This is a genomic window from Xanthomonas sp. NCPPB 901, from assembly GCF_056725085.1.
In genome coordinates this window covers 2,657,093-2,675,535 of record NZ_CM161511.1, presented here as the reverse complement: position 1 = coordinate 2,675,535, position 18,443 = coordinate 2,657,093, and the positions used below count along the sequence as shown (strand labels likewise).

Annotated in this window: 14 protein-coding genes; 8 read left to right on the top strand and 6 right to left on the bottom strand. The window is 69.3% G+C overall.

The genetic code is table 11. The features are described 5' to 3' along the window. Window positions 1-243: 243 nt before the first annotated feature. Entirely contained in the window at window positions 244-3,003 is a 2,760-nt protein-coding gene (gene acnA / locus AC1PME_RS11150; protein ID WP_481095904.1) for an aconitate hydratase AcnA, read from the bottom strand. A gap of 171 nt (window positions 3,004-3,174) precedes the next feature. Beyond that, window positions 3,175-4,077 (bottom strand): LysR family transcriptional regulator, encoded by a 903-nt coding sequence (locus AC1PME_RS11145; RefSeq protein WP_254458099.1) that lies wholly within the window; start codon window positions 4,075-4,077, stop codon window positions 3,175-3,177. A gap of 104 nt (window positions 4,078-4,181) precedes the next feature. Between AC1PME_RS11145 and AC1PME_RS11140 the strand changes: the two genes are divergently transcribed. The 8 genes from AC1PME_RS11140 to acnB all read left to right on the top strand — a co-directional run bounded on the left by AC1PME_RS11140 (window position 4,182) and on the right by acnB (window position 13,119). After that, on the top strand, window positions 4,182-5,288 hold the full coding sequence (locus AC1PME_RS11140; RefSeq protein ID WP_254458098.1) for a 4-oxalomesaconate tautomerase: 1,107 nt from the start codon (window positions 4,182-4,184) through the stop codon (window positions 5,286-5,288). An 83-nt stretch (window positions 5,289-5,371) separates the two neighbouring features. After that, on the top strand, window positions 5,372-6,424 hold the full coding sequence (locus AC1PME_RS11135) for an ABC transporter substrate-binding protein (RefSeq protein ID WP_254458097.1): 1,053 nt from the start codon (window positions 5,372-5,374) through the stop codon (window positions 6,422-6,424). Between the two features lie 11 nt (window positions 6,425-6,435). Continuing rightward, window positions 6,436-7,269: an ABC transporter ATP-binding protein gene (locus AC1PME_RS11130; RefSeq protein WP_254458096.1), complete on the top strand. Its 834-nt coding sequence runs from the start codon at window positions 6,436-6,438 to the stop codon at window positions 7,267-7,269. Then, window positions 7,253-8,029 (top strand): ABC transporter permease, encoded by a 777-nt coding sequence (locus AC1PME_RS11125; RefSeq protein WP_307550652.1) that lies wholly within the window; start codon window positions 7,253-7,255, stop codon window positions 8,027-8,029. The genes AC1PME_RS11130 and AC1PME_RS11125 overlap by 17 nt, the downstream gene beginning before the upstream one ends. Before the next feature lie 121 nt (window positions 8,030-8,150). Further along, window positions 8,151-9,590 carry an OprO/OprP family phosphate-selective porin gene (locus AC1PME_RS11120; RefSeq protein WP_481095903.1) on the top strand — a complete coding sequence of 480 codons (1,440 nt, stop codon included), beginning with the start codon at window positions 8,151-8,153 and terminating at the stop codon, window positions 9,588-9,590. 223 nt (window positions 9,591-9,813) lie between these two features. Then, on the top strand, window positions 9,814-10,071 hold the full coding sequence (locus AC1PME_RS11115) for an AbrB/MazE/SpoVT family DNA-binding domain-containing protein (protein ID WP_254458093.1): 258 nt from the start codon (window positions 9,814-9,816) through the stop codon (window positions 10,069-10,071). Further along, a complete protein-coding gene (locus AC1PME_RS11110; protein ID WP_010343321.1) occupies window positions 10,068-10,475 on the top strand; it encodes a type II toxin-antitoxin system VapC family toxin in 408 nt (135 codons plus the stop codon). Before AC1PME_RS11115 ends, AC1PME_RS11110 begins: the two co-directional genes overlap by 4 nt. A 52-nt stretch (window positions 10,476-10,527) precedes the next feature. Further along, window positions 10,528-13,119, top strand: a complete 2,592-nt coding sequence (gene acnB, locus AC1PME_RS11105; protein ID WP_307550648.1) for a bifunctional aconitate hydratase 2/2-methylisocitrate dehydratase — start codon at window positions 10,528-10,530, stop codon at window positions 13,117-13,119. A gap of 128 nt (window positions 13,120-13,247) precedes the next feature. On the opposite strand, the gene AC1PME_RS11100 is transcribed toward acnB, so the two are convergent. The 4 genes from AC1PME_RS11100 to AC1PME_RS11085 are packed head-to-tail and all read right to left on the bottom strand — an operon-like array spanning window position 13,248 to window position 18,388. Next, window positions 13,248-15,845 (bottom strand): bifunctional diguanylate cyclase/phosphodiesterase, encoded by a 2,598-nt coding sequence (locus AC1PME_RS11100; RefSeq protein ID WP_481095902.1) that lies wholly within the window; start codon window positions 15,843-15,845, stop codon window positions 13,248-13,250. 4 nt (window positions 15,846-15,849) lie between these two features. Next, the gene (locus AC1PME_RS11095) at window positions 15,850-16,926 is read right to left on the bottom strand and encodes a protein-glutamate methylesterase/protein-glutamine glutaminase (RefSeq protein ID WP_254458089.1); all 1,077 of its coding nucleotides are present in this window, start codon (window positions 16,924-16,926) and stop codon (window positions 15,850-15,852) included. Continuing rightward, window positions 16,923-17,525, bottom strand: a complete 603-nt coding sequence (cheD, locus tag AC1PME_RS11090) for a chemoreceptor glutamine deamidase CheD (RefSeq protein WP_254458088.1) — start codon at window positions 17,523-17,525, stop codon at window positions 16,923-16,925. Before cheD ends, AC1PME_RS11095 begins: the two co-directional genes overlap by 4 nt. Beyond that, on the bottom strand, window positions 17,522-18,388 hold the full coding sequence (locus AC1PME_RS11085; RefSeq protein ID WP_254458087.1) for a CheR family methyltransferase: 867 nt from the start codon (window positions 18,386-18,388) through the stop codon (window positions 17,522-17,524). The genes cheD and AC1PME_RS11085 overlap by 4 nt, the downstream gene beginning before the upstream one ends. Window positions 18,389-18,443 lie beyond the last annotated feature (55 nt).

The following is an 18,443-nucleotide window of genomic DNA, read 5'->3' as shown; positions in this document are numbered from 1 at the left end:
AGTGATGGATCTGGTTCCTTCGCTGTCGGCGGCGCTGTGCAATGCGCTGGCGCTGGGGCCGCGCTTTCGCGGTCGGAAAACGCAAAGGCGGGTTGGCGTGCAGCCAAGCTGCCGGGGCATGTCATGCATCAGGCCGCTGTGCCGGCCGCGCGGGCGCGCTTGCGAACCAGTGGTCAGCGCTGCCCAAAAAAATGCCCCCGCGCAAGCGCGGGGGCGGACCTTGGGGTCGAACCCGAAGGTGGGTCAGCGCGCAGCCAACTGCCGCAGCACGTACTGCAGCAGGCCGCCATGGCGGAAGTACTCCACTTCCTTCGGGGTCAGCAGCATCACCGCTACCTCGAAGGACTGCGCACTGCCGTCGGCCTTGGTCGCGACGACCTTGGCGCGCTTGCTGGCGCCGTCCTGCAGGCCGGTGATCTCGAACACTTCCGAGCCGTCCAGGCCCAGGCTCTGTGCGTTCTGGCCGTCGAGGAACTGCAGCGGCAGCACGCCCATGCCGACCAGGTTGGAGCGATGGATGCGCTCGAAGCTCTCGGCGATCACCGCCTTGACCCCGAGCAGGTTGGTGCCCTTGGCCGCCCAGTCGCGCGAGGAACCGGTGCCGTATTCCTTGCCGCCGATCACCACCAGCGGCACGCCGTCGGCCTTGTACTTCATCGCCGCGTCGTAGATCGCCAGCTTTTCCGGCTGGCCGTCGCCGGACGGGTAGTACAGGGTGTTGCCGCCTTCCTCGCCGCCCAGCATCAGGTTCTTGATGCGGATGTTGGCGAAGGTGCCGCGGACCATGACGTCGTCGTTGCCGCGGCGGCTGCCGTAGCTGTTGAAGTCGGCCGGCTGCACGCCGCGTGACTGCAGGAAGCGGCCCGCCGGCGAGTCCTTCTTGATGTTGCCGGCTGGGGAGATGTGGTCGGTGGTGATCGAATCGCCGAACAGGCCCAGCACGCGCGCGCCGTGCACGTCCTCGATGCGGCCGACCTGCATGGTCATGCCCTCGAAGTACGGCGGGTTCTTGATGTAGGTGGAGGCGCTGTCCCAGGCGTACAGCTCGCCGTCGGGCGAGGCGATGGTGTTCCAGCGGTTGTCGCCCTTGAACACGTCGGCGTAGTTCTGCTTGAACATCTCTGGGCCGACCGTGGCGGCGATGGTGTCGCCGATCTCCTTGTTGCTCGGCCAGATATCGCGCAGGTACACGGGCTGGCCATCGTGGCCGGTGCCCAGCGGCTCGCGGGTCAGGTCGATGTCGGTAGTGCCGGCGATGGCGTAGGCAACTACCAACGGCGGCGAGGCCAGGTAGTTCATCTTCACTTCCGGATGCACGCGGCCTTCGAAGTTGCGGTTGCCCGACAGCACCGAGGCCACCACCAGGTCGTCCTTGGCGATCGCCGCGGAGACGTCCTCCGGCAGCGGGCCGGAGTTGCCGATGCAGGTGGTGCAGCCGTAGCCGACCACGTAGAAGCCGAGCTGTTCCAGGTCGTCCATCACCCCGGCCTTCTTCAGGTAGTCGGTGACCACCAGCGAGCCTGGCCCGAGCGAGGTCTTGACCCATGGCTGCGCCTTCAGGCCCTTGGCCACGGCGTTGCGCGCGAGCAACCCGGCGCCGAGCATGACCGCCGGGTTGGAGGTGTTGGTGCAGGAGGTGATCGCCGCGATCACCACCGCGCCGTCGCGCAGGCGCCAGCCGGCGCCGCTGGCCTCGGCGTCCTGCGCCTGCGCCGCCTGGGCGCCGACCGCGGTGCCGCCGCCGCCTTCGTTCTTGAGCCGGTCTTCCTGCGCGGCGTCGCTGCGGCGCTTGGCGCGCGCGTCGGCGAACGGCACCAGGCTGTCGCGGAAGTTGCGCTGCATGTCTTCCAGCAGCACCCGGTCCTGCGGGCGCTTGGGGCCGGCCAGCGACGGCTTCACCTCGCCCATGTCCAGTTCCAGGATCGCGCTGTAGCTGGCGTGCGCGCTGTCGCCGTCGTGCCACAGGCCCTGCGCCTTGGCATAGGCCTCGACCAGCGCGATCTGCTCCTCGTTGCGCCCGGACAGGCGCAGGTAGGTCAGCGATTCGGCGTCGATCGGGAAGATGCCGCAGGTGGCGCCGTACTCCGGCGCCATGTTGCCGATGGTGGCGCGGTCGGCCAGTGGCAGGTGCTGCAGGCCGTCGCCGAAGAACTCGACGAACTTGCCGACCACCCCGTGCTTGCGCAGCATCTGCGTCACCGTCAGCACCAGGTCGGTGGCGGTGGCGCCCTCGGGCAGCTTGCCGGTGAGCTTGAAGCCCACCACCTGCGGGATCAGCATCGACGAGGGCTGGCCGAGCATCGCCGCCTCCGCCTCGATGCCGCCCACGCCCCAGCCGAGCACGCCGATGCCGTTGATCATGGTGGTGTGGCTGTCGGTGCCGAACACGGTGTCCGGATAGGCGATCGCCTCGCCGTCGCGTTCGCCGGTCATCACCACCCGCGCCAGGTGCTCCAGGTTGACCTGGTGCACGATGCCGGTGTTCGGCGGCACCACCTTGAAATTGTCGAAGGCCTTCTGGCCCCAGCGCAGGAAGCCGTAGCGCTCCTTGTTGCGCTGGAATTCGATCTTGCCGTTGAGGTCCAGCGCGTCGGGCTTGCCGAACACGTCCACCTGCACCGAGTGGTCGATCACCAGTTCCGAGGGGATCAGCGGGTTGATCTGCTCCGGGCGTCCGCCGAGCTTGACCACCGCGTCGCGCATCGCCGCCAGGTCGACCACGCAGGGCACGCCGGTGAAGTCCTGCAGCACCACGCGCGCCGGCATGAACGCGATCTCGGTGTCCGGCTCGGCGGTCGGCTGCCACTGCGCCACCGCTTCGATGTGCTCCTTGCCGACGGTCGCGCCGCCGTCCTCGTGGCGCAGCAGATTCTCCAGCAGGATCTTCAGCGAGTAGGGCAGGCGCGAAATGTCGAAGCGCTGGCCGAGCTTGGGCAGGCTGAAGTAACCGTAGGTCTTGCCGCCGACGTGCAGTTGGCTGCGGGTGGAGAACGAGTCGTTCATGCGGGGGAACTCCTGATTGCGGGTGGCTTGCAGTGGCCCGCTGTCGTGGGCCTGCTTGCGAGTGCCGGGCCGTTGCGTTGCCGGCACTGCGTCGCGGGCGCGGCGCGGCCGGAAGGCGCGGCGGCCCAAGGCGTCGGGCGGAAGCTTACACGTTCAGATGTAGCGCCCGTGTCACGGCTTGCCGCGCCATTGGCTCATCAGCATCTGCAGGAAACGTTCGGCGCTGGGCGAGAGCAGCGCGCTGCGCCGGCGCACGATGCCGATGGTGCGCGAGACCACCGGGTTGCCGATCGGCCGGGTCACCAGGATCGGATGCTCGCCGTCGGGCGTGGCCATCTTCGGCAGCACCGACACGCCGATGCCGGCCTCGACCATGCCCAGCGAGGTGGACAGGTGGGTCACTTCGTAATGCCAGCTCAGCTTCAGGTTCTCGCGCGCCAGCGCGCCGTCGAGCAGGGTGCGGTTGCCGCTGGTGCGGTGCACGGTGATCAACTGGTGCTGGGCCAGATCGGCCCATTCGATCCGGCGTTTCTTCGCCAGCGGATGGTCGCGGCGGCAGGCCAGCACGAACGGGTCCTCGGCGAGTACGTCGAAATCCAGGTTGGGATCGTTGGCGCCCATGAAGTTGATGCCGAACTCGACCTCGCCGCGTTCCACCGCCTGCAGGCCTTCGGTGGCCGGGATGTCGAGGATGCGGAAGCGCACGTGCGGATGCGCCTCGCGGAAGCGCGCCATCACGCTGGGCAGGAAGTAGAACGCGGCCGTGGGCAGGCAGGCGATGGTGACGGTGGCGCCGCGCGCATCGTCGTGGCCGCGCACCGAAAACAGCGAGCCGTCGAACTCCTCGATCATGCGCCGCACCAGCGGCAGCAGGTTCTCGCCGATGGCGGTGGTGGCCACGCTGCGGGTGGTGCGCTCCAGCAGCGGCGACCCCACCGCCTGCTCCAGCTTCTGGATGCGCCGGCTCAGCGCCGGTTGCGACATGTGCAGCGCCTCGGCCGCGCGGTGGAAGCTGCGCGTCTCGGCCACCAGCAGGAACGCGCGCAGGTCGAGGATTTCGCAATTGATGCTCATTGGTAATCAATCATCGAGAAATTAGCAATTCACAGATTAATTGAGGCCATGCCAGTATCGAATCAGACGAAGACATTCATCTTCATGGCGCATCAATCTACACCATGTCCAACGATCTGACCGGCATTCCCTGCGTGCTCATGCGCGGCGGCACCTCCAAGGGGCCGTTCTTCTTCGCGCCGGACCTGCCGGCCGATCCCGCCCGCCGCGATCGCCTGCTGCTGGAGGTGATGGGCGCCGGCCACCCGCTGCAGATCGACGGCATCGGCGGCGGCAACGCGCTGACCAGCAAGGTCGCCATCGTCGACCGTTCCAGCCGCGCCGATGCGGACGTGGACTATCTGTTCGCGCAGGTGCGGGTCGAGCAGCAGGTGGTGGACACCTCGCCCAACTGCGGCAACATGCTAGCGGCGGTGGCGCCGTACGCGATCGAGCGCGGCCTGGTGCAGGCGCAGCATCCGCGCACCCAGGTGCGCATCCACAACGTCAATACCGGCAAGCTGATCGTGGCCACGGTGGAAACGCCGCATGGCCGGGTGGTGTACCGTGGCGAGACGCGCATCGCCGGGGCGCCCGGCGCGGCGGCGCCGATCTGGCTGTCGTTCCTGGACGCGGCCGGCGCGCGCACTGGCAAGCTGTTGCCGAGCGGGCGGGCGCAGGACACCATCGACGGCGTCGCGACGAGTCTGGTGGATTGCGCCATGCCGATGATGTTGCTGCGCGCCGCCGATCTCGGCGTGCGCGGCGATGCCTCGCCTGCCGAGCTGAATGCCGATGCCGCGCTGCTGGCGCGGCTGGAGGCGCTGCGGATCCAGGCCGGCGCACGCATGGGCATCGCCGATGCCGGCAGCAAGGTGATTCCCAAGCCGGTGCTGCTGTCGGCGCCGCAGCATGGCGGCGACCTGCAGGTGCGCTATTTCATGCCGCAGCAGTGCCACACCGCGCTGGCCATCACCGGCGCGGTCGGCATCGCCACCGCGGCGGCCACGCCGGGTACCTTGGCCAATACCTTCGTCGACGATGCGGCGCTGCCGCGCCGCATCGTCCTGGAACATCCGAGCGGCGCCCTGGAGGTGGGATTGAGCCGCAGCGCGGCCGATGCGCCGATCGTCGCCAGCGTGGTGCGCACCGCCCGCCGGCTGTTCGAAGGGCGGGTCTTCGCGACCTCGCCCATGTCCAACGAGGCCCGCCAATGGATCTCCGCGGCATGACATGACCTGCACCGGCCGGGCGCCTGCATGCACGCGTGCGTCCGCGACCGACAACGTACACGCTTCAATCCTGGGAGGGATCGATGTTGTCCAGAACGTTCTTCACCGCGGCGCTCGCCGCGGCCGGTCTGCTGCTCCTCACCGCCTGCGGCAAGGGCGGCGGTGACGCGGCGAGCGCCGACACCGCGCCCGTGCGCATCAGCGTCGGGTCCTACAACCTCAACAACCTGCCGTTCTTCATCGCCGACGCCAACGGCTACTTCGACCAGGTCGGGCTCAAGGTCAAGACCGAGAACTTCGCCCAGGGCGGCTCCAAGGTGCTGCAGGCGCTGGTGGCCAACTCCACCGACGTGGCGGTGGGCTTCTACGACCACACCATCCAGATGCAGTCCAAGCGCAAGGACGTGGTCGCCTTCGTGCTGCTCTCGCGCAACTCCGGGCTGGTGCTGGCCGGGCGCAACGACACCGCCTTCGATCCGGCCAGGCCGCAGACCATCAAGGGCCTGAAGGTCGGCATCACCGCGCCCGGGTCCTCGTCCGACTTCTTCGTGCGCCATTACCTCTCGCGCAACGGCATCGCCGAGAGTGCGGTGTCGCTGATCGGCGTGGGTTCGGGCGCGGCCGCGGTGGCGGCGCTGGAGCAGGGCAAGATCGACCTGTTGGTCAATTACGACCCCGCCGCGACCCTGATCAGCGAGCGCAGGATCGGCAAGATCCTGATCGATGCGCGCAGCGACGCCGGCGCGCGCCAGGTCTACGGCGGGCTGTATCCGACTTCGGTGATGTACGCCAACCGCAGTTTCCTGGAGCAGCGCCCGCAGGATGCGGAGAAGATCGTGCGCGCCGAGCAGATGGCCCTGCGTTTCATCGCCGACCATTCCGCCGAGGAGATCGTCGCCGCCTTGCCCGATGCCTATGTGTCCGGCGACCGCGCCACCTATGCGCGGGCGGTGGAGAACGCGCGCGCCATCTTCACCCGCGATGGGCGCTTCGTCGCCGCCGACCTGGAAACCCCGCTGACCGTGCTGCGCGAGTTCAACCAGGACGTGGCGCGCGCAGACATCGACCTGTCCAAGACCTACACCAACGCCTTCGTGGACCGCGCCAGCGGTGCGGCGAAGGCGGCCCAACCGTGAGCGGAGGAACCATGGCACGCAACGCTACCGTGCAACGCCTCAACGGCGCGCCGCACCTCGACCCGGCGCAGACGATGGTCGCGATCAACCACGTCACCATGTCCTTCGGCGACTTCACCGCCGTGCGCGAGGTGGACATCCAGGTCGCCGATGGCGAGTTCCTGGCCATCGTCGGCCCCACCGGCTGCGGCAAGAGCACCATCCTCAACGCGGTGGCCGGGCTGCTGTCGCCCTCGGCCGGCGAGGTCGTCATCGACGGCCAACCGGTGGCCGGCGTGCAGGAGGCGGTCGGCTACCTGTTCCAGCAGGATGCGCTGCTGCCGTGGAAGACCGCCTTCCAGAACGTGGAGCTGGGCCTGCGCTTCCGCGGCGTGGCCGAGGCCGAGCGCAGGCAGCGCGCCAACGCCTGGCTGGCCAAGGTCGGCCTGGCCGGGTTCGAGCACCGCTATCCGCACCAGCTCTCCGGCGGCCAGCGCAAGCGCGTGCAGATGGCGCAGGCGCTGATCGTGGAGCCGAAGGTGATCCTGATGGACGAGCCGTTCTCGGCGCTGGACATCCACACCCGCCACCTGATGCAGAACGAGCTGCTGCGGCTGTGGCAGGAGCAGCGCCGCTCGGTGATCCTGATCACCCACGATCTGGAGGAGGCGATCGCGCTGGGCGACCGCGTGGTGGTGCTGTCCTCCGGTCCTGCCAGCCGCGTGGTGCGCAGTTTCGACGTGGACCTGCCGCGTCCGCGCAATGTCGCCGAGATCAAGCTCGACACGCGTTTCACCGACCTGTACCGCGACATCTGGGCCTGCCTGCGCGGCGAAGTGGAGAAGAGCTATGCACGCCAAGACTGACAAACTGATCCAGCTCGCCCTGGTCGTGGCCGTGTTCGGCGGCTGGGAGGGCGGCATCGCGCTGGGCCTGATCGACCCGTTCTTCTTCCCGGCGCCGACCGCGATCGTGCAGCAGGCCTGGACCTGGTTGTCCGATACCGGGTTCTACCAGCATGTCTACATCACCCTGACCGAGACCGCGCTCGGCTACGTCATCGGTACCGCGCTGGGCGTGGCCGGCGGCGTGTGGCTGGGCCTGAGCCGGCGCTCGGCGCGGATCCTGGATCCCTTCATCAAGGGCTTCAACGCCATCCCGCGCGTGGTGCTGGCGCCGATCTTCGTGCTGTGGCTGGGCCTGGGCCTGTGGTCGAAGGTGGCACTGGCGGTGACCCTGGTGTTCTTCACCACGTTCTTCAACGCCATGCAGGGCGTGCGCGAGGTCAATCCGGTGGTGCTGGCCAATGCGCGCATCCTCGGCGCCAACCGCCGCGACCTGCTGCGCCACGTGTACTTCCCGGCCGCGGCGAGCTGGATCCTGTCGTCGCTGCGCACCTCGGTGGGCTTCGCCGTGGTCGGCGCGATCATCGGCGAATACCTCGGCGCCTCCGCCGGCCTGGGCTACCTGATCGCGCAGGCCGAGGGCAACTTCAATGCGGTGGGCGTGTTCGCCGGCATCATCATCCTGGCCGCCTTCGTGCTGATCATCGACGCATTGCTGGACGTGATCGAGAACCGCCTGATCACCTGGCGTCCCAACGCGCAGGGCCAGGCGACCAGCTGACGACCGCGCAGGCGCGCCCCGGCTCGGCCGGGGCGCGCCTGTCGCGCGCACCGCATCCCCCGCACCATCGCAACGGGCCAGCGCCGGGCCAGGCGCCCGGCTGGCCGGAGAGACCCGATCCATGCATTCACATCCCGTGCTGCCGCGCGCAGCGCTGACGCTCGCCCTCGGCCTGCTGTTGGGCAGCGCCGAGGCCGGCGCGCAGACCGTGCCGGCCGCGCCGGCCACGCTGAGCCAGGCCGAATTGACCGCGCTGGTGCGCCAGCAGGCGCAGCAGATCCAGCAATTGCAGGCGCGGCTCGACGCGCTGCAGGCGCCTGCCGCACCGCCGGCCGCCGTGGCCGCGCCGGCAACCGCGGCGCCGGCGCTGGAAGGCCGCGTCGCCGCGCTCGAGTCGGCGCAGGCCAAGGCGCCGAAGGTGTCGTGGTCGAAGGGCGCGCCGGAGTTCGCCAGCGCCGACGGCAACGTGGCGTTCCGGCCGCGCGGCCGCCTGTTCGTCGATGCCTCCAGCACCGACGGTTCCGCCGCCAGCCAGCGCAACCTGTCCGGCACCGAGATCCGCTCGGTGCGGCTGGGCGCCGAAGGCCGCTACGGCCTGCTCGGCTGGGTGGTGGAGGGCGACTTCGCCGACAACGAAGTCGCCTGGAAGTCGGTCTACGCCACGCTGGAGCACCGCCTGTTCGGCCTGCCGGCCGACCTGAGCATCGGCAATCGGCTCAACGATCGCGGCATCGACGGCGCCAGCAGCACGTCCAACACCCCGTTCCAGGAGCGCAACGTGGTCGGTACGCTGATCCTGCCGCAGCGCGGCCTGTTCGGCGTCGGCCTGACCGAGCGCGTCTACGGGCGCGATTGGCACGCCAGCCTGTCGGTGTCGGGCAACGACCTCAACAATGCCGGCGACGACAACGACAGCCTGGCCTGGGCGGCGCGCGCGCACTGGAATCCGCTGGTCGGCAAGGCCGCCACCGTGCACCTGGGCGCCTGGGCCTTCCACGAGGAGATCGCCGCCGGCGCCAGCGGGGTGCTGCGCAGTTCGGCGATCGCCGGGCACTTCAACGACCAGGTCCGGATCGCGCCGGGAACGCTGCTGGGCGCGAAGCGCAGCGACGGCTACGGCACCGAGCTGGCCGGCGTGTTCGGCCCGGCCTGGGCCAGCGGCGAATGGGGCAGGCGTAACCTGCACGGGCGCGGCGCCGCGGGCGGTTACGACCTCGCTCACCAGGCCTGGGCGGTGTCGGCCGGCTGGTTCCTGTCTGGCGCGCTGCCGGCGTATGTCGGCAAGACCGGCACCTGGGGCCGGGTCAAGGTCGCCGCCCCAGTCGGCGCCGGTGGCGCCGGCGCCTGGGAGCTGAAGCTGCGCTACGAGGACGTGGACTACGCCGAACTGCCGGGCGGCGGCCGCGGCCATGCCTGGACGCTGGGCACCAACTGGTACCTCAACGATGTCAGCCGGCTGATGCTCGACGTGATCCGCTGGCAGACCGACAACCGCAGCGGCAGCGTGCAGGGCCCGGACCAGGGCACCACCTTCAATGGCCGTCTGCAGGTGGCGTTCTGAGCCGCTGAGAGAGGGCGGGGCGGCCCTGCGTTGGCGGGGGCCCCGGCCCCGGCATCCGCAAGGGGGGGGCGTGCGGTGGCTGCCGAGGACGCCGCAAGGCCGTGCGTCACTGGCGGCACCGCGCCCGGTACCTGACCGCGCGCTGTGCCGGGGCGCGTCCGGCGCTGGCGGTATGGCCGCTTGAGTATGTATAATCCGTGCATACCGAACCGGGCCTACACCAATGGAAGCCACTGTCGCCGAACGCGGTCAGATCACTCTTCCCAAGGCCGTGCGCGATGCGCTGGGCCTGAGCAAGGGCACCATCCTGAAGGTGGAGCTCGATGGCGGCCGGATCATCCTGCGCAAGAGCGTGGACGATGCCATCTCGCGCGCCCGCGGCCGCTTCAAGCTCGACGGCTTCGCCAGCACCGACGAGGCGATGCGCGCGATCCGCGGCCGCGCCCCGGGCGATCCGTTCGAACCCGACGCCGGCGCATGATCGCCATCGACTCGTCCGTGCTGGTGGATCTGCTGGCCGACGGCCCCCAGGCCGACGCCGCCGAAGCCTGCCTGCGCCAGTGTCTGAGCACCGGCCCGGTCGTGGTCTGCGACATCGTCCTGGCCGAAGTGTGCAGCGCGCTGCGCGACGGTGCCGAGGCGTTGTCGGTGCTGGAAGACATGAGCATCCGCTTCAGCGCGCTGGAGGCCAAGTCGGCCTTGCGCGCCGGCGAGATGCAGCGCCGCTTCCGCGCCCGCGGCGGCAAGCGCGAGCGGGTGGTGGCCGATTTCCTGATCGGTGCGCATGCGCTGCTGCAATGCGATGGCCTGATCACCCGCGACGACGGTTTTTTCCGCGATTACTTCAAGGGCCTGAAGATCATCGTCCCCAAGCCCGCCGGTTGACGCCGCGCAGCCGATACCCCCCATCCCCACCGTTTTTTCCCGGAGAACCCGTATGTTGGAAGCCTACCGCCACCACGTAGCCGAGCGCGCCGCGCTGGGTATCCCGCCGCTGCCGCTGAGCGCGCAGCAGACCGCGCAGGTCATCGAACTACTGAAGAACCCGCCGGCCGGCGAGGAGCAGTTCCTGGTCGAACTGCTGAGCCACCGCGTGCCCGCCGGCGTCGACGACGCCGCCAAGGTCAAGGCCTCGTACCTGGCCGCGGTCGCCTTCGGCAGCGAGAAGACCCCGCTGATCTCGCCGACCCGCGCCACCGAACTGCTGGGCACCATGCTCGGCGGCTACAACATCCATCCGCTGATCGAGCTGCTGGACAACCCGGAGTTGGGCGCGGTCGCCGCCGAAGGCCTCAAACACACGCTGCTGATCTTCGACGCCTTCCACGACGTGCAGGAGAAGGCCGAGGCCGGCAACGCGCATGCCAAGGCGGTGCTGCAGAGCTGGGCCGAGGCCGAGTGGTTCACCAGCAAGCCGGAAGTGCCGCAGAGCCTGACCATCACCGTGTTCAAGGTGCCGGGCGAGACCAACACCGACGACCTGTCGCCGGCGCCGGACGCCACCACCCGCCCGGACATCCCGCTGCACGCGCTGGCGATGCTGAAGAACAAGCGCGACGGCGCGCCGTTCGAGCCGGAAGAAGACGGCAAGCGCGGCCCGATCCAGGCCATCGCCGACCTCAAGGCCAAGGGCCACCTGGTCGCCTACGTCGGCGACGTGGTCGGTACCGGTTCCTCGCGCAAGTCGGCGACCAACTCGGTGCTGTGGTGGACCGGCGAGGACATCCCGTACATCCCCAACAAGCGCTTCGGCGGCGTGTGCCTGGGCTCGAAGATCGCGCCGATCTTCTACAACACCATGGAAGACGCCGGCGCGCTGCCGATCGAGCTGGACGTGTCGCAGATGGAGCACGGCGACGTGGTCGAGCTGCGTCCGTACGAGGGCAAGGCGCTGAAGAACGGGCAGGTGATCGCCGAGTTCGCGCTGAAGTCGGACGTGCTGTTCGACGAAGTGCGCGCCGGCGGCCGCATCCCGCTGATCGTCGGCCGCGGCCTCACCGCCAAGGCGCGCGAGTTCCTGGGCCTGCCGGCCTCGGACCTGTTTCGCCTGCCGATGAACCCGCCCGATACCGGCAAGGGCTTCTCGCTGGCGCAGAAGATGGTCGGCCGCGCCTGCGGCCTGCCGGAAGGCCAGGGCATGCGTCCGGGCACCTACTGCGAACCGAAGATGACCTCGGTGGGCTCGCAGGACACCACCGGCCCGATGACCCGCGACGAGCTGAAGGACCTGGCCTGCCTGGGCTTCTCCGCCGACCTGGTGATGCAGTCGTTCTGCCACACCGCGGCGTACCCGAAGCCGGTGGACGTCAAGACCCACCACACCCTGCCGGAGTTCATCTCCACCCGCGGCGGCGTGTCGCTGCGCCCGGGCGACGGCGTGATCCACAGCTGGCTCAACCGCATGCTGCTGCCCGACACCGTCGGCACCGGCGGCGACTCGCACACCCGCTTCCCGATCGGCATCTCGTTCCCGGCCGGCTCCGGCCTGGTCGCCTTCGCCGCCGCCACCGGCGTCATGCCGCTGGACATGCCGGAAAGCGTGCTGGTGCGCTTCAAGGGGCAGATGCAGCCGGGCGTGACCCTGCGCGATCTGGTCAACGCGATCCCGCTGTACGCGATCAAGCAGGGCCTGCTGACCGTGGCCAAGCAGGGCAAGAAGAACATCTTCTCCGGCCGCATCCTGGAGATTGAAGGCCTGCCGGAGCTGAAGGTGGAGCAGGCGTTCGAACTGTCCGACGCCTCGGCCGAGCGTTCGGCCGCCGGTTGCACGGTGCGCCTGAACAAGGAGCCGATCGTCGAGTACCTGACCAGCAACATCACCCTGTTGAAGTGGATGATTGCCGAAGGCTATGCCGACGCGCGTTCGCTGGCGCGGCGGATCAAGAAGATGGAGGAGTGGCTGGCCGACCCGCAGCTGCTCGAGCCCGATGCCGACGCCGAATACGCCGCGGTGATCGAGATCGACCTGGCCGACATCCACGAGCCGATCGTGGCCTGCCCGAACGACCCGGACGACGTGAAGACGCTCTCCGACGTCGCCGGCGCGGCGATCGACGAAGTGTTCATCGGTTCGTGCATGACCAACATCGGCCACTTCCGCGCCGCGGCCAAGCTGCTGGAAGGCAAGCGCGACATCCCGACCCGCCTGTGGGTCGCGCCGCCGACCAAGATGGACGCCTCGGAGCTGACCAAGGAAGGCCACTACGGCACCTTCGGCGCCGCCGGCGCGCGCATGGAAATGCCGGGCTGCTCGCTGTGCATGGGCAACCAGGCGCAGGCGCGCGAGGGCGCCACGGTGTTCTCCACCTCCACCCGCAACTTCCCCAACCGCCTGGGCCGCAACACCAACGTGTACCTGGGCTCGGCGGAGTTGGCGGCGATCTGCTCGCGCCTGGGCCGGATTCCGACCAAGGACGAGTACATGGCCGACGTGGGCGTGATCAAGACCAGCGGCGAGCAGATCTATCGCTACATGAACTTCGATCAGATCCAGGACTACCAGGACGTGGCCGACACGGTCGCCGCCTGATCGCTGCGGCGATGCGCTGACGCGACGTGCCGCCCACGCGGCACCGTCGCAACGAAAAAGCCCGGCAATGCCGGGCTTTTTTCGTGGGCGCTGCCGGTGTTTCGCGGCGCCGCGCCAGCCGCCTGCGCCTAGGCCGGCGGCGCCGGCGCATGCGCGTGCAACCACTGCTCCAGCGCCGCGGCCGGCAGCGCCGGCGCGAACAGGAAGCCCTGCAGCACGCGGCAGCCCAGCCGTGCCAGGAACGCGCGTTGCGCTTCGGTCTCCACGCCCTCGGCAACGGTGTGCAGGCCCAGGGTCTCGCCGATGCGCAGCACCGAGGTGGTCAGCGCGCGCGAGGTCTGGCAGTGCTCCAGGTCGCTGACGAAGCTCATGTCCAGCTTGAGTTCGTTGACCGGCAGCTGGTGCAGGTGGCTGAGGCTGGAATAGCCGGTGCCGAAGTCGTCCAGCGACAGCAGCACGCCGCAGGCCTGCAACTGGCGCAGGTTGGCCAGCGCCGCGCCGGTGTTGGAGAGCATGACGCTCTCGGTCATCTCCAGCGCCAGGTCGGCCGGCTGCAGGCCGCAGGCGGCGAGCAGGCCTTGCACCCGCGCCAGCAACGCCGGGTCGGCGAAATTGTTCGCCGACAGGTTCACCGCCACGCGCGGCACCGGGATGCCGCGCCGGCGCCAGTCGGCCATCTGCCGGCAGGCTTCGCGCAACACCCACTGTCCCAGTTCGTCGATCAGCCCGCATTCTTCGGCCATCGGCACGAACCGCGCCGGCGAGATCGCGCCGAGATTGGGATGTTCCCAGCGCAGCAGCGCTTCCACCCCGTACAGCGCATTCGGCGCCTGGCTGTGCAGTTGCGGCTGGTAGTGCAGTTGCAGCTTGTTGTGGTGCAGGGCATCGCGCAGGGCGGTCTCCATCGCCACGCGTTCCTGCGCCATGCGGGTCATGTCGGAACTGAAGTAGCGCACGCTGTCGCCGCCCTCGCGCTTGGCCCGGAACATGGCCAGGTCGGCATGGCGCAGCAGGGTCTCGATGTCGTGGCCGTCGTCGGGGAACATCGCCACGCCGATGCTGGCGCTGGGGTGCAGGGTCACCTGGCCGACCACCAGCGGCTCGGCCAGCGCCAGCAGCAGGCGTTCGGCGACGCCGGCGGCCTGTTCGGCGCTGCACTGCGGCAGCATCAGCACGAATTCGTCGCCGGCCTGGCGGCCGACCAGATCGGCCACGCCCAGGGTGTCGCCGATGCGCTGGGCGATGTCGCGCAGCAGACCGTCGCCGGCGGCATGGCCCTGGGTCTCGTTGACGCGCTTGAAGCGGTCGATGTCCACGAACAGGATCGCCACCGGCGTGCCGTGGTGTTCGGCGTCGGCCAGCGCCTGTTCGGCACGGGCGCTGAACATCACCCGGTTGGGCAGGCCGGTGAGGGAGTCGTAGAAGGCGAGCTGGTGCACGCGCGCCTTGGTCTGCTCGCGTTCCAGCGCCAGTGCGCACAGGTGTACGCACAGTTCGATCAGGCGCAGGTGCCAGGCCAGCGGCTCGCACACCTGCCGGTAGCACAGCGCGAAGCTGCCGAGTACGCGGCCGCTGCTGGACTTGATCGGGGTGGCCACGCAGGTGCCCAACTGCACGTGCTCCACCAGCCCGACGTAGTTGGCGAACAGCGGGTCGGTGCGCGGGTCGCGCACCAGCACCTGCTTGCCGCGCCAGATCGAGGTGCCGAGGGCGCCGGCACGCGGCCCCGCATGCATGTCGGTCATGGTCTCGGCGAACAGCGCCGGCATGCTCGGCGCCGCCAGCGGCTGCATGCAGCCGCTGCCGTCGACGCTGACCAGCACCGCCAGCGCCTGCGGCGCGATGCGTTCGACCTCCTTGCAGATCAGGGTCACCACGTCGATCAGCGGCTGTTCGCGGACCAGCGCATCCAGCACGTTCTTGTGCAGCACCTCGTGCATCTTGCTCTGGGTGATGTCGGTGAACGAGAGGATGTAGCGCTGTTGGCTGCCGTCCTCGCCGGCGATGGGGGTGGCCACCAGGGTGGCCCACAGCGGGGTGCCGTCCTTGCGATAGGCCAGGATGTCGGCCTGGTGGCCGAAACCGGCGCTTACGCGCTCGCGGGTCTGCTGCACGGTCTGCATGTCGGTGCCGGGGCCGGTCAGCACGCTGCTTGGCAGGTGGCCCAGGACCTCGGTTTCGGTATAACCGAATACCTGGCTGAAACCGGCGTTGGCGTAAAGGATGTTCAGCTGCGGATCGCAGACGAGGATGGCGTTGTCGCTGGAGTCCAGCGCCAGCGACAGCAGCCGCATCCTGGCGTCGCGGGCGCGCTCGGCGCTGATGTCGCGCACGAACAGGACCTGCAACTGGCTGTAGCTCTGCGGTGCGCGTGCCGCGCTCACCGCCAGCCAGCGCGCCGCGCCGTCGTGGTCGCGCAACACCAGTTCGTAGTTGCCGCTGCCGTCTTCGTGCAGGCAACTGGCGAGGAAATCCGCGCGCACCTCGGCGTCGACCAGGTCGCCGAGCGGATACCCCAGCACCTGCGCGCGCGGGCGGTTCCACAGCGCCTCGGCGGTATGGTTGAAGGCGACCACGCGCGCCTGCGGATCGACGATCAGCACGCCGTCGGGCGCGTAATGCAGGCAGTGCAGCAGGTCCAGCTCGGAACGGGCGCTCGCCACCCCCGCTGCCTCGACGCCAGCGTCGCTGGGCGCGCTCAGGGTGGTGGCGCGACGGCCCGGCATGCGGTCAGCGGGCCTGTGCGGACAAGGCGATCAAGCGTTCGGCGATCCTGTCCAGCGGCAGCACTTCCTGCGCCGCGCCCAGGCGGAAGGCGGTGCCGGGCATGCCCCAGACCACGCTGCTGGCCTCGTCCTGGACCAGGGTGCTGGCGCCGGCCTGCAGCATTTCCAGCAGGCCGCGGGCGCCGTCGTCGCCCATGCCGGTGAGGATTGCGCCGATGGCGTTGGCGCCGGCGTTGCGCGCCACCGACTGGAACAGCACGTCGACCGCCGGCTTGTGCCGGTTGACCGGCGGGCCGTCGTCGATCTTGCAGCGCCAGCGCGCACCGTCGCGGATCACCTGCAGGTGCTTGCCGCCGGGCGGCAGGTAGGCATGGCCGGGCAGGATCGCTTCGCCTTCGCTGGCTTCGCGCACGGCCATCGCCGAGTGCCGGTTGAGGCGGTCGGCGAAGGCGCTGCTGAAGCCGGCCGGCAGATGCTGGGTCATCACCACCGCCGGGGCGTCGGCCGGCATGCCCTCCAGCACCACGCGCAGCGCCTCGGTGCCGCCGGCGGAGGCGCCGATGGCGATCAGCCGGTCGGTGGTGCGGAACTTCAGCGAGGACACCGCGGCGGGCGTGGCGGTGGCGGCGCCCGCCGGCTTCGGCGTGGCCGCCCGGTCCAGCGCGCGGACCTTGGCCTTGGCGGCGTTCTTGACCTTGGCGATGATCTCTTCGGCGTACTCCTCCAGCCCGCGGGCCACGTCGAGCTTGGGCTTGGAGACGAAGTCGACCGCGCCCAGCGACAGCGCCTGCAGGGTGGTGTCGGCGCCGCGTTCGGTCAGCGAGGAGATCATCACCACCGGCGTGGGCCGCAGCCGCATCAGGTTTTCCAGGAACGCCAGCCCGTCCATGCGCGGCATTTCCACGTCCAGGGTGATGACGTCCGGGTTCAGGCGCTTGATCTTCTCGCGCGCCAGCAGCGGATCGGCGGCCGAGCCGACCACCTCCACGCCAGCGGCGCCGGACAGGATCTCGGTGAGGATCTGCCGCACGACCGCGGAGTCGTCGACGATCAGGACACGGCAAGGGGCTTCCAGGCTCATTCGAACAACTCCACGGCGCCGGTGACGGGGGCTTTGGCGAGACGGGCGCGCACTGCCGACTCGGCCGCGGCGATTTCGGCTTCCTCGTGCGCATGCGGCAGGCGCTGCACGACCACGCGGCCGGTGCCGGGGAAGAACCAGATCTTGCGCGGATGGATGCCGCGCAGATCCTCGGCCACCACCGGGATATGCTCGGCCTTGAGGTAATTCAGCACGAAATCGGCGTTGCGCGTGCCCACAGGATTGTTGGTGAAGCCCTTGAGCACGTTGCCGCCGCCGAACACCTTGGCTTCCAGGCGGTTGCGGGCGGCGCCGCGCTTGAGCAGGTCGTTGATCAGCACTTCCATCGCATAGCTGCCGTAGCGCGCCGGCGCGCCGTCGCCGCTCTGGCCGTCGGGCAGCATGAAGTGGTTCATGCCGCCGATCTTCAGCAGTGGGTCGCGGATGCAGGCGGCCACGCACGAACCGAGGATGGTGGTCAGCGCGGTGTCGTCGTCCACCACCAGGTACTGGGTCGGCAACAGCTTGGCCGCCATCGTCTGGAAGCGCGTGTCGTGATAGCGCATCACCTGGTCCAGGGCCATCGCCGCGGCAGTCATGAGCGATCCTTCTGCGCGCGGCGATACAGCGTGCGGCCGCAAGGCTGGATCAGGTCGGCCGCGTGCAGATAGTTTTCCGAATGGCCGGTGTAGAGCATGCCCTCGTCGTCCAGGTGCGGGATCAGCCGCGACAGGATGCCGCGCTGGGTGGGCTTGTCGAAATAGATCATCACGTTGCGGCAGAACAGCGCCAGGTACGGGCCGGCGACGTCGTAGCGCGGTTCCAGCAGGTTGAGCTGGCGGAACTCGAGCAGGTCGCGCAGCGCCGGCAGTACCCGGCACTGGCCTTCGTTGGCGCCGCTGCCGCGCTGGAAATACTTGCGCTTGAGCGCCGGGTCCAGGCTGGCGACGCGTTCCAGCGCGTAGACGCCGCGCGAGGCGGTCGCCAGCACCTGGGTGTCGACGTCGGTGGCCAGGATCCGCACCGGCGGGGTCAGCGTACCGAAGGCCTCGCAGGCGGTGATCGCCAGCGAGTAGGGCTCCTCGCCGGTGGACGAGGCGCAGGACCAGATCTTCAGCGGCGCCGCGCCGGAATGCTTCTGCAGTTCCTCGCGCAGCCGTTCGAAATGGTGCGGCTCGCGGAAGAACGAGGTCAGGTTGGTGGTCAGCGCGTTGGTGAACGCCTCCCATTCGTCGCCGCCGTCGCGCTCAAGCCAGTCCAGGTAGTCGCGGAACGAGCGCAGGCCCAGCACCCGCAGGCGCCGCGACAGCCGGCCGTAGACCATGTCGCGCTTGGCTGGGGCCAGGGCGATGCCGGCCTTCTGATAGATGAGGTCGCAGACCCGCTTGAAATCGCGGTCGCTGAAGTCGAAGTCGCGATTGTCGGAACCGGGGGAGGGCGAAGCGGGAGTCTGGATGGCCATGGTACGCAGCGAGGGTCGGTCAATCGGGTTATCGGCCGGGAGCGGACGAAATTGA